At 60.4% G+C, this 15,550-nt stretch carries 10 protein-coding genes; 6 read left to right on the top strand and 4 right to left on the bottom strand.

Annotated elements, in window-relative coordinates; genetic code table 11:
* Positions 1 to 202 precede the first annotated feature (202 nt).
* From ACOYW0_RS10705 to ACOYW0_RS10690, 4 genes are all read left to right on the top strand, one after another.
* A complete protein-coding gene (locus ACOYW0_RS10705; RefSeq protein ID WP_482418438.1) occupies positions 203 to 928 on the top strand; it encodes a pyridoxine 5'-phosphate synthase in 726 nt (241 codons plus the stop codon).
* 346 nt (positions 929 to 1,274) lie between these two features.
* Positions 1,275 to 2,864: an NAD(P)H-hydrate dehydratase gene (locus ACOYW0_RS10700; protein WP_482418437.1), complete on the top strand. Its 1,590-nt coding sequence runs from the start codon at positions 1,275 to 1,277 to the stop codon at positions 2,862 to 2,864.
* A 227-nt stretch (positions 2,865 to 3,091) separates the two neighbouring features.
* On the top strand, positions 3,092 to 3,589 hold the full coding sequence (gene tsaE, locus ACOYW0_RS10695; RefSeq protein ID WP_482418436.1) for a tRNA (adenosine(37)-N6)-threonylcarbamoyltransferase complex ATPase subunit type 1 TsaE: 498 nt from the start codon (positions 3,092 to 3,094) through the stop codon (positions 3,587 to 3,589).
* A gap of 43 nt (positions 3,590 to 3,632) precedes the next feature.
* Entirely contained in the window at positions 3,633 to 4,850 is a 1,218-nt protein-coding gene (locus ACOYW0_RS10690) for an aspartate kinase (RefSeq protein ID WP_482418435.1), read from the top strand.
* 99 nt (positions 4,851 to 4,949) lie between these two features.
* On the opposite strand, the gene ACOYW0_RS10685 is transcribed toward ACOYW0_RS10690, so the two are convergent.
* Complete coding sequence (locus tag ACOYW0_RS10685) at positions 4,950 to 5,408, bottom strand: PilZ domain-containing protein (RefSeq protein ID WP_482418434.1); 459 nt, start codon at positions 5,406 to 5,408, stop codon at positions 4,950 to 4,952.
* Between the two features lie 347 nt (positions 5,409 to 5,755).
* Positions 5,756 to 6,619 (bottom strand): ribosome biogenesis GTPase YlqF, encoded by an 864-nt coding sequence (ylqF, locus tag ACOYW0_RS10680; RefSeq protein WP_482418433.1) that lies wholly within the window; start codon positions 6,617 to 6,619, stop codon positions 5,756 to 5,758.
* A 283-nt stretch (positions 6,620 to 6,902) separates the two neighbouring features.
* Here ylqF and ACOYW0_RS10675 point away from each other — a divergent pair, with 283 nt between their 5' ends.
* On the top strand, positions 6,903 to 7,706 hold the full coding sequence (locus tag ACOYW0_RS10675) for a lysophospholipid acyltransferase family protein (RefSeq protein WP_482418432.1): 804 nt from the start codon (positions 6,903 to 6,905) through the stop codon (positions 7,704 to 7,706).
* Between the two features lie 162 nt (positions 7,707 to 7,868).
* Complete coding sequence (gene fdhD / locus ACOYW0_RS10670) at positions 7,869 to 8,675, top strand: formate dehydrogenase accessory sulfurtransferase FdhD (protein WP_482418431.1); 807 nt, start codon at positions 7,869 to 7,871, stop codon at positions 8,673 to 8,675.
* Positions 8,676 to 9,265: 590 nt separating this feature from the next.
* Here fdhD and ACOYW0_RS10665 read toward each other — a convergent pair.
* Together ACOYW0_RS10665 and ACOYW0_RS10660 are read right to left on the bottom strand one after the other, a co-directional pair.
* Complete coding sequence (locus ACOYW0_RS10665) at positions 9,266 to 11,041, bottom strand: fibronectin type III domain-containing protein (RefSeq protein ID WP_482418430.1); 1,776 nt, start codon at positions 11,039 to 11,041, stop codon at positions 9,266 to 9,268.
* A gap of 205 nt (positions 11,042 to 11,246) precedes the next feature.
* Positions 11,247 to 15,362: an acyl-CoA dehydratase activase gene (locus ACOYW0_RS10660; RefSeq protein ID WP_482418429.1), complete on the bottom strand. Its 4,116-nt coding sequence runs from the start codon at positions 15,360 to 15,362 to the stop codon at positions 11,247 to 11,249.
* Between the last annotated feature and the right edge of the window lie 188 nt (positions 15,363 to 15,550).

The following is a 15,550-nucleotide window of genomic DNA, read 5'->3' as shown; positions in this document are numbered from 1 at the left end:
TCCTTCTTGGAGAACTCGCAGGAGGTGATCAACGGGGGTTGATCCGGGGTAACCCCGGTGTTACACTCCGGAAAAAGCAGCCGGGTACCGCCCTCTGCGGTCCCTGCTTTTCCATGCTCGACAACTCCTTCGCTTCGCCTTTTCCATGTTCGACGCAAGCGGAGCCATCACAACCAACCGATCCAATTGGGAGTACCCATCCATGGCAGGACTTGCAGTCAATATCGATCACATCGCCACCCTTCGCCAGGCCCGCAGGGCCACCTACCCCGACCCCGTTGCCGCTGCCACGCGCGCTGAAATGGCCGGTGCCGACGGCATTGTCGCCCACTTGAGAGAAGATCGCCGCCACGTGCAGGACCGCGACATCCGCCTGCTTCGCCAGGTGATCCAGACCCGCTTTATCCTGGAGATGGCCGCCACCGAAGAGATGCTGGCCATCGCCCTGGACATCAAGCCCGAGCTGGTAACCCTGGTGCCTGAAAAGCGCGAAGAGGTGACCACCGAAGGGGGCCTGGACCTGCTGGCCCAGAAAGCCCACATCGCAGAAGCCGTCAAAGAGCTCCAGGACGGCGACATCCCCGTGAGCATCTTCATCGATCCGGACCTGGACCAGATCCGCTGCGCCAAAGAGATCGGCGCCGACTTCATCGAGATCCACACCGGGGCCTTCTGCGACGCCGTCACCGACGCTGAAAAACGCGAAGAGATGGATCGCATCAAAGCCGCCGCCAAACTCGGCCACGAACTGGGCCTGGGCGTCAACGCCGGCCACGGCATCAACTACGATTCCGTGAAAGCCTTTAAAGAGGTCCCTGAGATCGACGAGTACAGCATCGGCCACAGCATCATCGCCCGTGCCTCCATGATCGGCCTGGACCAGGCCGTCCGCGATATGGCTCAGCTCGTGAAAGAGCTGCATAACTAACGGCAAAAACGCCTCCTGCGGCAAGGGGCTAAGCCCCTTGACCCCAGGGTCGCACATGCTCCGGGGCTGCGCCCCTTCACATGTGCTGACGGGCTTCGCCCGTGGAAGCCCTTGGTTACCGGAGGCTGTGTGGTTTAATTGATAATGGTCAAGCGGCGGTAACGTATCCTGCTTCTCCAAAGCTTGTGGCTCAGCCCGCATAAACAACCAGCGTTTATGTCGGGCGAAGCCCGAGCCGAAGGCCCTTGCGCTTTGTCCCGAGGCACGAGGGACAAAGCGCAAGGGCAATCAGCTTTCGAGGTGGCTCACCTCGCCGCCGGAGGCTATTTCTAAGGAGGCTTTTCTCATGCAGGTCACCACCTCAAAACAGATGCAGGAGATTGACCGTCGGACCATTCTCGAGATCGGCATTCCCGGGCGCGTGCTCATGGAGAGTGCGGGGCGCGGGTGTGTGGCGGCCCTTGACCGGTTGGCCGGGGGCAGGGCTCTTTCGCGTGTGGTTGTGGTGGCGGGCCGGGGGAACAACGGGGGCGATGGGTTTGTGGTGGCCCGGTACCTGGCCGAGCGCGGGGTGGAGGCCCCGGTGTGTGTGGTGGGGGGCACGGACGGTATCTCCGGGGAGGCCTTTGAGAACCTTTCGCTACTGGAGGCCCTGGGCGTTGCGGTGGTGGAGGTGGTCGAAGAGGTGGACCTGACGGCCTTGACGCGTGCCTTGTCCCACTGCGACATGGTGGTGGACGCTCTGTTCGGGACCGGTCTTCAGCGGGAGGTCACCGGCCTTTACGCGGAGGTGGTTTCGGCCGTGAACGCTGCCAAAGGCCCGGTGCTGGCCGTGGACATTCCTTCCGGGGTGTGTGCGGACACGGGGCGGGTCTTGGGGTGTGCGGTGAGGGCCCAGGCCACGGCAACCTTCTGCCTTCCCAAGGCGGGGCATTTTCTTTATCCGGGCCGGGAGCATTGCGGCGAGCTGACCGTTGTGGACATCGGCATTCCAAACCGGGCCGTGGAGCAGACCGGCATAGACTGCCGCCTGATTACAAGTCAGCAGGTCATGGGTCAGATGGCTCCTTTCAGCCCCCACGCCCACAAGGGCACCCGGGGACATCTTGCCCTGATGGGGGGCTCTTCGGGAAAAAGCGGGGCCGTGATCCTGGCTGCCGGAGCCGCGGTTTCCGGTGGTGCCGGGCTGGTGAGCGTGGCCCTTCCCGCGTGCATCAACACCGCCTTTGAGTCCCGTTGTCTGGAAGCCATGAGTCTGCCTTTGCCCCACGGGGAGGACGGCAGCTTTCATCCGGGATGCGGTGAGGCTTTGGCCGGGTTTCTTTCGGGCAAGGACGCTGTGGCCGCTGGGCCCGGCCTGACCACCACAAAGGGGGCACTGGCCGCCCTTGCCGCTCTTCTTGAGTTTTCCGTGGTTCCCATGGTCCTGGACGCCGACGCCCTGAACCTTTTGGCTGAAAAGCCCGAGCTGATGCGAGAGATCAATGTCGAGGCCGTGATTACCCCGCATCCCAAGGAGCTGGCGCGGCTTACCGGCGCATCGGTCCGTGAGATCCAGGAAGATCGCCTGGGGGCTGCCCGGGCCTTTGCCGAACAGACAGGGCTCCATGTGGTCCTCAAGGGGGCGGGTACTGTGGTGGCCCACCCGGATGGCCGCTGTGCCATCAATCCCACTGGCAATGCCCTTCTGGCAACCGGCGGCACCGGGGACGTGCTCACCGGCCTCATCGGCGCCCTTTTGGCCCAGGGGTTTTCCTGCTCAGAGGCCTCGGAGATGGGTGTGTACCTCCACGGCGAAGCCGCTAACCGCCTCATGGACCAGGGGCTTCAGACCGGCATGGCCGCTTCGCGCCTCATTGATCTGTTGCCCGGCGTCCTCTCCGACGCCATGGCCGGCAACCTTGAATCCCGAGCCCCCGAAGCTCGGGTCATCTAAATGGCGCCTCCGGCGGGTCGCTTTTTGAAAAAAGCTCCGCAAAAACTTTCCGGTATGTCCGTAATGTTTAAAACAGTCGGCTCACCGAGAGCTTTCGGCCGGTCCGCGTCGTTCGTAAGACCTGTTTGTCAAACTTTTCAAAAGTTTGGCCCCCGGCAGGGCCGCCGGAGGCTGTTTTCAACCCTTTGACCCGGCGGCCGGTGATGCGCCGCAGCATGGCAGAATCAATGACCCAACATTCATCGTATATCGGCGAGTTGCTCGCCCGGGGCCGCGTGGTCCTGACCACGGCATCCACGGAAGAGACCGAAGAGGTGGGACGCCTTATGGGCTGTGCCGTGAGCGGCCCCCTTGTGCTCACATTGGCCGGGGATCTGGGCAGTGGAAAGACCTGTTTTGCAAGGGGACTTGCTCGGGGCCTGGGGGTGGACGAGGCGTATCACGTGACGAGCCCCACCTACACCATCGTCAACGAGTACCCGGGGCGTCTGCCCCTGTTTCACCTCGACCTCTACCGCCTTGGCGGGGGGGACGAACTGGAGGAGATCGGGTATCGGGACATGCTCCAGGAGGGCGGTGTCATCGTGGTGGAGTGGCCCGAGCGCTCCGATGACACCGAGCTCGGCACGGATCTGGTGGTCACGATTCGGGAAGAAGGCCCGGACGAGCGCGTGATCACCATGGCGTGTGTGCATCCGGATGTGGACTTGAAGGCGCAAGTCTGATACAAGACCCTGAAACATATACGGCTTTTACAATGGAGAAACAATGGCACTGATCGTACAAAAATATGGCGGCACATCCGTCGGGGATCTGGAGCGCATTCACAATGTGGCCAAGCGCGTTGCCAGGGCTTACGACGAGGGGAACGACGTGGTGGTGGTGCTTTCGGCCATGAGCGGCGTTACCGACAGACTGATTGAGATGGCCCATCAGGCCTCGAGCAAGCCCTGCAAGCGGGAGATGGACGTACTCCTCTCCACCGGCGAGCAGACAACGGTTTCCCTGATGTCCATGACCCTTCAGGAGATGGGCTACAAGGCCGAGTCACTCCTCGGGTTCCAGGCGGAGATCCAGACGGACAACGGGGCGGGAAAGGCCCGGATCATGCGCATCGGCGCAAGCCGCATCAAACGTCTTCTGGATGAGAAGAAGATCGTCGTGGTGGCGGGGTTCCAGGGCATGGACTGCGACGGCAACATCACCACCCTGGGGCGCGGCGGGTCCGACACCTCGGCTGTGGCCATTGCCGCGGCAGTGGGAGCCGACGCCTGCGAAATCTATACGGACGTGGACGGGATCTACACCACCGATCCCAGGATCTGCGATAAAGCGAGAAAACTTGAGAGGATCTCCTATGACGAGATGCTCGAAATGGCAAGCCTGGGGGCCAAGGTCCTTCAGATTCGCTCCGTGGGCTTTGCCAAGAAATACAACGTGCCGATCCACGTTAGATCATCTTTCAATGAGGAGGAAGGGACCATGGTTGTCAACGAAGATTCCGGCATGGAGCAGCTTGTCGTCTCCGGTGTTACCTTAGATAAAAACGAAGCGCGCATCACCGTCAAGAAGGTTCCGGACCAGCCCGGTGTCTCGGCCAAGATTTTCTCTCCCCTTGCCGCCTCCGGCATCCAGGTGGACATGATCATCCAGAACACCCGCTCCGGCGGTGAGACCGACCTTACCTTCACGGTCACCAAGGCCGACTACCAGGAAGCCATCGAGATCACCCGTCGGGTGGCCGAAGAGCTTGGGGGCAAAGAGGTCCTCGTGGCCGACGACATCGCCAAGGTGTCTGTCATCGGCGTGGGCATGAAGAACCACTCCGGCGTGGCGTCCCGCATGTTCCAGGCCCTGGCCGACGAGAACATCAACATCCGCCTGATCACCACCAGCGAGATCCGCATCTCCTGCGTCATCGACGAACGCTACGCCGAGCTGGCCGTGCGTATTCTCCACGACGCGTTTAAGCTGGACGAGCTGTAGGCCCTGCCTGCAGGCATCCTGGGTGCGATTTACATAAAAAAGGCCCGCCGATGAGGCGGGCCTTTTTGTGTTTTGCGCTTGGGGTCGTGAAAAAAGAAACTAGTTTTTCCGTTTTAACGGGCCAGCCCCGTCCGGGTCTGCCAAGGGGCGCTTGAGGTGGGAGAGGTTGCCGTCGATGGTGCGGTCAAAGGAGACGGCAAAACCGTTGCCTTCGCCCCGGACCACGGTGCCGGAGACGCGGATGTGTTCCCCTTCGGGAAGTTCAAAGGAGAGGATGATCTTCTCGCCGGATTCGGCCACATCCGGGGTGTCGATGAAGACCCCTTCGGTGCTGATGTTTTTGATAAATCCTGTGTATGCCCTACCCTTTACCACATAGACCGCCTCGCCGTAGTACTCGAATCGCGGGGACTTCCGTTTCTTCTCGAAGTGTTTCTTTTCGACAAGCTCCAGAAGATCCATGATTTCTGCCTGGCCCATTTTGAGGATATGGGAGATCAGGCGGGAGGTCGCTTCAGACAGGGACATCTCTCTTTTTGCTTTGGATCGCTTTTCCATAGGTCCTGAGTTATGCATCTCTATCTGTGGATAAGAAGAAATGATTTGTCCGGGCTCGGATAGACATTACCAAACCGATTATCGATGCGGGACGCCTTGTCTTCAGGCGTATGAATCAAAAAAACACTGGCAAAAAGCTCACTGGATTTGACCACCCCGTCAAGGTCCGGGTGCGGGCCTTGAATACACCTCTTATTCCTTTTTCCGCTTCAGTATATCTAAATGAGTTGTCTCCGGTTTGTCAATCGGTTATCGGCATAAGGGTCAGGATCGCATGACGATTTTTTCCGGTTATCTGCCATGCAATCCCGTGTGGATTGAAGATTTACTTGCTCGGGCAGGGCGCTTTACTCATCGTCTTCATTTTCTTCATTTTGATAATCTTCGGGCCAGTCCAGGGAAATGCGGCCCAGGTCACCGGCTTTGATCTCTTTGCAGACGATCTCAGCGGCCTTGTGCAGGTCCACCACCCCGCCCTTGCGAAGGCAGCCCCGTTTTTTGCCGATTTCAGCCAGGAGATCCAGCCCCTCTTCGGGAACGGTTTTGAGCTTGTATCGCCCCACCAGCAGCTCCCGATAATGGGTGAGAAGGTCCACCACGGCCTGGGGGGCAACCTCCAGGTAGTCCAGGGCCGTGTCCCGCACGGCGCCGGTTGCGCCCAGCCGGATGCCGCCCCGATGGTCTGCGAGGTTGGGCCAGAGCACCCCGGGGGTGTCGGCGATATCAAAGCCGTCCCGGCCGCCGTCGATGCGGACATGCTGCTGGTGGCGGGTTACGGCGGGTTCGTCGCCGGTCTTGGCCACCTTACGGCCTGCCAGGGTGTTGATGAAGGTGGATTTCCCCACGTTGGGGATGCCCACCACCAGGGCCCGGACCCCGCGTTTCATGTCGGGTGGCGCCAGGGAGGCGGCAAGGTTCTTTACCTTGTCCACCTCTTTTTTCTTGAGAGCCTCGATGGCCACGGCCCGGGTGTTCGCCTCTTTTTCCATGGTCTGGATCCAGCGGGCGGTGACTGCCGGGTCGGCGAGGTCCTTTTTATTAAGGACTTTGACGCAGGGTTTGGAGCCCCTGAGCTCTTTGAGCATGGGGTTGGAACTGGATACGGGAATGCGGGCGTCGATGATTTCGATGACCACGTCCACTTTTTTCAATGCGCTGCGAATTTCATCGCTCGCTTTTTTCATATGGCCGGGGTACCACTGGACCGCCATATTGCCTCCTCACAGGTTGCGATATCGTCACCGTGGCGTCGCATCTTTTCGGAATGAACGAAAAGGGGATCGCACGGGGTCTGGTTGCGTTTGGATGAAGGGGGGAACCTTTGCTGGTCAAGACCCCTTGTGCAATAAAAAAGTTTGTTTTCTTCATAGCATGGAGAGGGTGGTCAATGAAACGAGATTCAGAGCTGACGCCTTGAAATAAAGATCACTTTGTGCCACAAATAGAACGACGGTTTCATAAAATAGACATTGATGAAAAGGGGACCGAATCCTCATGTTGAATCGACTGATTTCCACTTTGTTTCTGGCTTACATCGGCATTACCTGTGTCTTTTTCTACCTGGGTGCGGTGCTTATCTGGCTGGTGACCCGCCCCTTTGACAAACGGCTCGTGGTGCTTCACCTTTACTCCTGTTTCTGGGCCTCGGTCTATATCTGGACCATGCCTGCCTGGCGCATCTCCACCAGGGGACGCGGCAAGGTGGACTGGAAGAAGACCTACATGGTTGTCTCCAACCATCAGTCCCAGCTGGATATCCTGGCCGCCTTTACTCTGTTTTTCCCTTTTAAGTGGGTCTCCAAGGCCGAGATCTTCAAGGTGCCCTTTGTGGGGTGGAACATGGTGATGAACCGGTATGTCCGCCTGAAGCGTGGTGACAAGGAGAGCATCGCCGAAATGATGGATGTCTGCGAAAAGACCCTGAGGCAGGGAGCCTCGGTCTACTTTTTCCCGGAAGGCACACGGTCTTTTGACGGGCACCTGAGGCCTTTTAAGCCCGGGGCCTTCATCCTGGCCCACAAGCTGAAACTGCCCATCTTGCCCATCGCCATCAACGGGACCCGCAAGGCCCTGCCCAAGCACAGCATGAACTTCCACGGCAAGCATCATCTGGACATTGAGGTCCTGGACGAAATCCCCTACGCGGATTACGCCCATCTCTCCGTGGAAGAGACAGCCGAGATGGTCCGACAGCTCATCGGTTCCCATGTGGAAGAGCACGTGTGTGCAACGGAGACCACCGTGACCGGTGGAAAGGCCAGGCGAGCCGGGAACCAGGGGCTCACCGCAGGCTCCTGATCCGCATCCATACTGGGCAGCGGATGTGATGTATCATGGCTGCCCGGTTTACATTGCAGCCGAATCCTGTGTCGTTTCCCTGGAAAACCTGTTTGTCAAACTTTTCAAAAGTTTGGCCCCCGGCAGGGCCGCCGGAGGCTATTTTATCTAAAGGAAGGCTTCATGAAGAGTCACGGTACCCAGCGGATTTGTCACATTGTGTCCGGTGAGGTGCGGGAAACCACCCAGGAGCTCCTGGCCGAAGAGCCCCTCTCCATCCGCGTGCAGGGTAACCCCTACACCGTGGTGATGCGCACCCCCGGCGATGAGATCGCCCACGTGGCGGGGTTTTGCCTGGGGGAGGGCATCGTGGATGCGGTGGAGGATTTCGGGACCCTTGCCTTTTGCGATGAAGACGTCAACGTGGTCACCGTGACCCTGACCCCCCAGCGCAGCGATATCGTCCCGGAGATCCTTGATCGCCGCGGCTTTATCAGTCAGACCAGCTGCGGCATCTGCGGCAAGGAACTCATCGATGACCTGCGCCAGGCCACCTCAATGGTGGATGCCTCGCCCGTGGCCTTTGGGGTGGTCAGCAACGCCCTGGACGAGCTCGGTTCCCACCAGCCCCTTCGACAGATCACCCGCGCTTCCCACGCCGCGGCCCTGGCAGATGCTTCAGGTACGATCCTCTCCGTTGCCGAAGACGCCGGTCGCCACAACGCCCTGGACAAGGCCGTGGGCAAGCTCTTCCTTGAAAAGGCCCTGGGCGAGGCCCGTTTCCTCGTCCTCTCCTCCCGCATCAGCTACGAGATGGTCCAGAAGGCCGCCCGCGCGGGTATCGCCATCATCGCAGCCGTCTCCCGCCCCACCGCCCTTGCCGTGGAACTGGCCGAAGGCCTCGGCATCACCCTCTGCTCCCTTGCCCGGGGCGAAGGGCTTTTCGTCTATACCCACCCCCATCGAATCCAGACCCAATCCCCGGAATAACAGCACCAACGTGAATGAAAAAGCGCCTCCGGCGGCCAGGTGGGGGCACCTGGAAGCCCTATGGCGAATGCATGGAGGCAGCCATGATGCTATCGCTTTCGGGGCATTCGCGTGGGGCGTGACGTAGGGCAACCGCTTATGCGGGAGAGGCCGTTTCATTCTTCTGAAAACACGATGAAAGTCACTTGGGATCCGTTTGACTTGAACCGGAATAACTCCGGGGGCAAGGTGTGCCAACTTGAAAGCAGGTTACCGCCGGGCTTTGCCCCTCGTTCCTCGGGTCAAATCCCAGCGGTATTCTGGTGAATCATTGTCTGTTTATGTAAATCAGCCGGTTAACCAACGCACCCGAACAAGATGAAATAGCTTTCAAAACCTGTTTGGCAACCTTTTTAGTAACTATTCAGCTTGCCTCCGGCGGGTCGCTTTTTTGACAAAAAGCTCCGCAAAAAACTTTTCTAATGTGAAAAGGTGGAAATTATTTCGGCGGAGCCTGGAAAGGCTTGCTTAAGACCTGTTTGTCAAACTTTTTAAAAGTTTGGCCCCCGGCAGGGCGGCAGGGCCGCCGGAGGCACGTTTGCTTGGTTCTGTCAAAACGTATGAAAGATACCGGCGTTGAAAGTCCAGCCGCCCAGGTCGATGGTGTTGTCGCCGAATCGGTCGATGACAGAGTAGACGGTTTCGAGGATGACCCCGGCCTTGTTGTCAAAATAGGGGTCGCGGGTGAAAAGTTTGATGCCGGCACGTCCGTGGTACCCTGCCACCCCGTAGTCCCCGTCATCCCATGCATCCACCTTATGGGTATCGCTTGTCTCCCTGTAGTACCAGTAGTCCAGCCCTCCGCCTGCAAAGAGAATGACCTCTTGTGCCACGCGACTCTCCCAGGTGAGGCTTGCCGTGAGCGGGACAAGGATCAGTTCGGTTTCGGCCTTGCTCTCCTGGCCTGAGTCCGTGCGTTTGGTGCCGGTACGCTTGACGTAGCCTGCTTCCAGGGAGGCTGTGAGGGGGCCGCTCAGTGATCGTTGGTAGAAGAGGGTACCGGAGATGGCGTTTTCACCGTAGATGTCTTTGTAACGGTCGTCTGTGAGGCGGTGGAAGCCTGCCTTGATGCCGATGATGTTGGGGTCTTGGGTGTGGCCGGTGGCGGGCGGGAGCAGGAGAAGGGTAGCCAGCAGGAGGGGGATGACCCGGGGTTTTACGGCAAGGCCCAGGGCTGCAATGGCCAGGGCCAGGGGGACGACGGGGAGTGGCCGGGGGGTGGCCCTGCCCCGGGATGCATTGACAAAGCAGCCCCCTTCAAAGGTCTCCGGGTCGTCCAAGAGGGCGTGCACCTCTTCCACGAAGATGGAGACGCTTTGGGCGGACTGGGGGGCTTCGTTGATGCTGGTGTCGATGGCCGAAACGCGGAAGGTGTAGTGGGTATCTTCGGCAAGGCCGGAGATGACGGCATCATCTTCGGGTGAAAAGTCCTGCTGGTCGGTCAGGTTGGCGGGGTCTGTGCCGTAGTAGACCCTGTAGACCGACAGGTCGGCCATGCCGTCGTTGTTTCCGTCAAAGAGGACGCGTACGCTCAGGTTTTCCAGCAGTTCAGGGGGTTGGTCCTCCTGGGAGAGGATGGGTGTCTCCGGGGCCAGGTTGTCCCGGGTCTGCCCTGCGGCGAAGGTATCCACCACCAGCCAGGACGACGGGTCGGAGTTCCCCTGGGCGTTGGTGGCTGTGACCCGGAATCGGTAGCGGGTGTCGGCATCGAGGCCGGAGTAGGTGGCCTTGGGGTCGTCGACGTCGATGGGAGAATCCGGTGTGAGGGAGACGCTTTGAAAGACGCCTGCGACGCGTTTTTCCACGCTGACCGTATAGGCGGTGACATTGTCGGAGTCCGCGGCTTTGTCCCAGCTGATGGTGATGCTGGCATCGGTGCGCAGGTCCAGGGCGAGGTTGGCCGGGGCAGGGGGCACCTCGGGGTCGGTATCCGTGGTGATGGATTCGATGCCGGAGAGGGCGCTGTCCCGGTCGCTTTCAAAGGCGGAAATGGCCACATAGTAGGTGGTGTCGGGCTCCAGGGTCACCCCGGAGGCGGCGCCTATGGTAAAGCTCACATCCTCGCCTGCGTCCACCGGGTCCGTGAGCCCCAGCTCGCTGTTGGTTCGCTTCAGGGGATTGGTTTCGTCCGTGACTTCGGTTTCGGTTTCGCCCCAGAAGATGGTGTACCCGTCGGCATCGGCCACGGTTTTCCAGGAGACGGTGATGGTGTTGTTGGTGGCGGACAGGGTCGGGTCATCCGGGACATCGGGCAGGGCAAGGGCCACGGCCGCCAGACACAGGAGGACGACGAAAAAAACCGGGGACACCAGGCGGTGCGGTTTCATGGAGTGCTCCAAAGGGGATTGACCAACATGATTGTAAGATGGGTGTTTTTGTAAGGAATGAATTAATGGTTGATTTTACGGTTTTTTCCGTACGGTGTCCAGTTTTTCAGGAGGCGGCACTGGGCCGCCTTTTTAAAACCTGTTTGGCAACCTTTTTAAAAGGGTGGCCTCCGGCAGGGCCGCCGGAGGCTCTTTTCCTTTCTTCTTACCCAGCCTTGCGGGTGAGGTAGAACATGTGGGGATCGATCATGCGGTTGGGTTTGTTGGTGCCGTCGTAGAAGAGGTCGATGACGGGCACGCCGTAGCGCTCCTGGATCTTGCGGAAGATGGAGGCGCTGATGACCCCGGGGCAGCAGAAGACCGGGTTGACGTGGATGACCGCCGAGACAAGGCCGTGCTTGATGTAGTAGAGCATTCTGCCCAGGGAGACGGCGGTCTCACCGGCGATGAAGCTGGTGAGGCCGAACTCTTCCATGAGGGTCTGGCATTCGTCCAAGGGGGGCTCGGTGACCCCTTCGAGGAGGCCTTCAAAGATGGCTTCGAATTTTTCCTCGTAGCCGGTCATGGTGGCCAGGAGTTTCTCCCCGGTATCGCTTTGGCGGGTATCCGCGAAGATGGAGTGGACCACCAGCTCGTTGTAGGAGGGGAGGATAATTTCACCGCCCAGGGCTTCGGCGTGGTCGCAGATGGCTTCGTTCAAGACCTCGTTGTACTTGGCGTACATGTCCCCGAGGATGCCGATGCGGGGTTTGCGTTCAGGTGTCAGGGGCAGGGTGTCGAAGAGCTCCCGAACATTTTCCGCAGCGGTCATAAGGGATTTCCGGTTGCCAATGTGCCAGGCGATGATGGCCTCTGCTTCGTTTACGGCCTTCATGGTGGCCCCTTCCTCGGTTTCGTAGGGGAGGAAGCGGAACCTCAGCTTGGAGAGGATGGAGCTTAAGATGGTCACCGAGAGGAGCTGGGCGTTGTGGCGGGCGGAGATGCCCGGCACGGCGGCCTGTCCGTTGGTGTTCATCACCTTGATGCCTGCAAAGCCTGCCTTGGCGCCAGCAGCCTTGATGAGGTTGGCGTACTGGTTGAAGTTGCAGGAGAGGCAGATGTTGGGCAGGTAGACGATGGCGTTGTCCGGGTTCAGGTCCCCCTGCGAGAGCCTGGAGACCACCGAGCCCACGATGGCCACGTTGGGCAGGCACTCCCCGCCGCTGGCAAAGCGGTACCCGAGGTTCAAGGTGGTGTTGTCCATGGGGAGGACCTCGGCCTTGTAGCCTGCTGCCTTGAAGACCTCGGCCTGGAGGCGGTTGATGCGGGCGTCCACCATGGGGATGAGGACGGTGTCTCCCTCTTCGGGGGTGTCCGGGGCAAAGGTGGTCCTGGGGATGACGATCTCGTTGCTTTCGGCTTTCCTGCGGTCGTAGTCGGCCACAAAGGTGTCAATGGCCGCTTCAATGCGGGTGAGGTAGCCCACGTCGCTTGCGTGCTCGTCCAGCTGGAGGATGAGGTAGGGCTTGCCCATCTTCTCCATGGCGTCCTTGATGTGGTTCATCAGGTAGGCGTCCGGGCTGCATCGGAAGCAGGTGAGGAAGACCGGGTAGAGGTCGGGGTGTTTCCTCACCGCGTCCAGGGCCAGGAGGATCTGCTGGCCGAAGTACCAGTGCATGTTGGCCAGGTGATCGGGCAGGTCATCGGGTGTGGGCGTCAGGTCCAGCATGGACTGGGAGACGAGCTCAAAGCCCATGGACTCCATGCGGGCGGGGATGCCCAGGTTGACCCGCTTGTCGAAGAGGGCGTAGGGGCGGCCCAGCAGGAGGATTTTTGGTTTGTCGCCCTGGGCTGCCAGGCGTTTGGCCCCTTCGGCTGTCCAGGCTGTCTTTTGTGCGGTGAAGGCCTTTTTGGCGTCGATGAAAGCGTGGACCACGGCCTCTTCCGAAAGCCCCAGCATCGGCGCAAGCTCGGCGGCGAGGCGCTCTCCCACGATCTCGTCGGCCACGTTGTTCATGCGGACGGTGGGGTGGAGCAGGCGGCCGCCGAAGTCCATGCCGGGCAGGTTGTTGATGATGGTGGCCGCATAGGAGGAGTAGTAGCAGAAGTAGCTGTCCGTGCTTTTCTCCGCAAAGGGCTGCTCCATGGGAAGGGTCTCAAGGAGGCTCTGCTCGCTGATGAGAGTGGGCAGAAAGATATAGTCCACATCCGGGCGATCCAGGGCGGCCACCATGCCGTGGGTGAGGGCCATGGGGGTGCAGAAGTCGGCGTTGATGAGCTTCATGCCCTGGGCCAGTTTTTTGGCCGTGCTCTTTTCCACCACCACCTTGAAGCCCAGGCGCTGGAAGAGGTCCTTGAACAGGGGAGCGTACTCCACCATGAAGAGGGTCTCGGGGATGCCCACGGTTTTTTGGCCTTCGGCCGCTGTGTCCTCGGTTTTGAAGGTGGCCTTGAACTGTTTTTCAAGGCGGGAGACGGTCTCTTTACCCCCCACCTTTTTCTCTTCGTAGTCCCTGCCGCACTTGAGGCCCCAGGCGTTTTTCTTGCCCCCCACGGTGTAGACCCGCAGCTCGCACCGGTTGGTGCAGAGCTCGCAGATCTCGGTCTCCACGGTGCAGGAGAAATCGATGCCCGTGAAGGTGGAGGTCGCAAGGCCTGCATCTTTCAGGGCCACGGCGCAGCCCAGGGCGCCGGTGAGGTGGCAGAACTTGGAGACGCGGACTTCCTGGCCCAGCTCCCGCTCGAAGCAGGCCACCAGTGCTTTGTTGCGGGCTGTGGCCCCCTGGAAGTAGACCCGGCTGCCGGGGGTGCTTTTGCCCACCACCTTGGAGAGGTAGTTGTCCCGGACGCTGTGGAGCACCGCGGACATGATCTCTTCCCGTTTCCATCCTTCGGCCAGGAAGGTGTTCAGATCCCGCTCCATGTAGACGGTGCAGCGGTCTGAGGTAAAGGGTGCCTTGGCCCCTTCCACGATGTCGGAGATTTCCGGCAGGGTCATGTGGAGCCGTTTGGCCTGCTCTTCGATGAAGGAGCCGGTGCCTGCGGCGCAGACGTAATTCATGACGGCGTGGGTCACCACCCCGTCGTTTAAGAGGGTGAACTTGGAGTCCTGGCCGCCGATTTCGATGATGGTGTCCACGGCAGGGTCCAGGAAGGTGGCGCCCTTGGCGTGGGCCGTGATTTCGTTGATGGCAAGGTCGGCGCCCACGACCTCCTTGATGAGCTCCCGCCCCGAGCCGGTGGTGGCCACCCCGCAGATGACGAGGTCCACCTCTTTGAAGAGCTCCTTGACCTGGCCGAAGAGGCGGGTGACGGCATCCACGGGGTCGCCCTGGGTGCGGCCGTAGAGGCCTGCCAGGATGGCGCCCTCTTTGTCCGTAAGGACCGCCTTGGTGCTGGTGGAGCCCACGTCGATGCCCATGTAGGCTTCGCAAGTTGTTTCAGGGGTTCGGTAGAGGGTCACCTCGATGCCGTCGGCCTCGTAAGCGGAGAGCCCGTCAAACTCCGGGTAGTGGGGCATGTTCGTGTCCAGGCTGGGGCGCACGGAGCGCTCCCGGCCCATGCGGGCGATGAGGTTCCTGCTTGACTCCCAGGGCTGGTCGGCCAGGGAGGCAGCCCCGATGGCGTTGAGGGCCTGGGCGTTTTCAGGGACCGTGACGGCAAGGCCAAGGGCCGCCTCCACCTCCCGGACAATCTTGGCGTTGGCCGCCATGCCGCCGATAAAGAGCAGGTCTCCGGTGAGCTCGCGCCCCCTCACGGTGTTGGCCAGGACGCTTCGGGCCACCCCTTCGCACAGGCCGGTGGCGATGGCCTCTTTGGCGTAGCCCTGGGCCTGGGCGTGGATGATGTCGCTCTTGGCAAAGACCGCGCAGCGGGTGGCAATGGACGGGGCCTTGCCGGTGAAGGCAGCGGCCTTTTCGGCAAGGGCTTCGGTGGAGAAGCCGAGGCGCTCGGCCTGCTGGTCGATGAAGGAGCCGGTGCCCGAGGCGCAGTCGGAGTTCACCACATGCTCCATGTAGTTGCCCTGGTCGTCCAGGCGGATGAGGTAGAAGCTTTCGCACCCGATGGAGAGGATGTTCCGGCAGGTGGTCTTGAGAAAGGACGCCGCCTCCACCGAGGCAATGACCGGGTCAAAGACGCGGGCCTCGGAAAGGGTGATGTTGCCGGTGACCCCGAACCGGGTGATGGTGCCGCCCGCTTCGGCTTCCATGGCCTGCCTGGTCCGGGCAAGGGCCTCTTCCAGGTTGCCGTTGTGGAGGGTGCTGCCGCTGGCAACGACGCGATGGGCGTCGAGGACGGCGTAGTGGATATATTTGGATCCGAAGTCAAGTCCTGCTTTCATGGGTGGGCACCTCTTGTCTTTCTCTCTCTCGTAAAGGTCGTGCCCCCCCGGAGGTGGGGGATCAGATGGGGCTGAGGGTGGCGGTCCGGGGGGAAGGGGTTCGAGTCTAGAATATGTGTTCTACGTTAACGCATGCGCTTTTTTAAACATTTTCTTTGGGGTGAGTCAAGATCAAAGGGTTGAACGAC

It is taken from the genome of Desulfoluna sp. HI9BLuna (genome assembly GCF_056829775.1).
The sequence above is the reverse complement of the archived record's forward strand: the minus strand, read 5'-3'. Positions and strand labels throughout refer to the sequence as shown.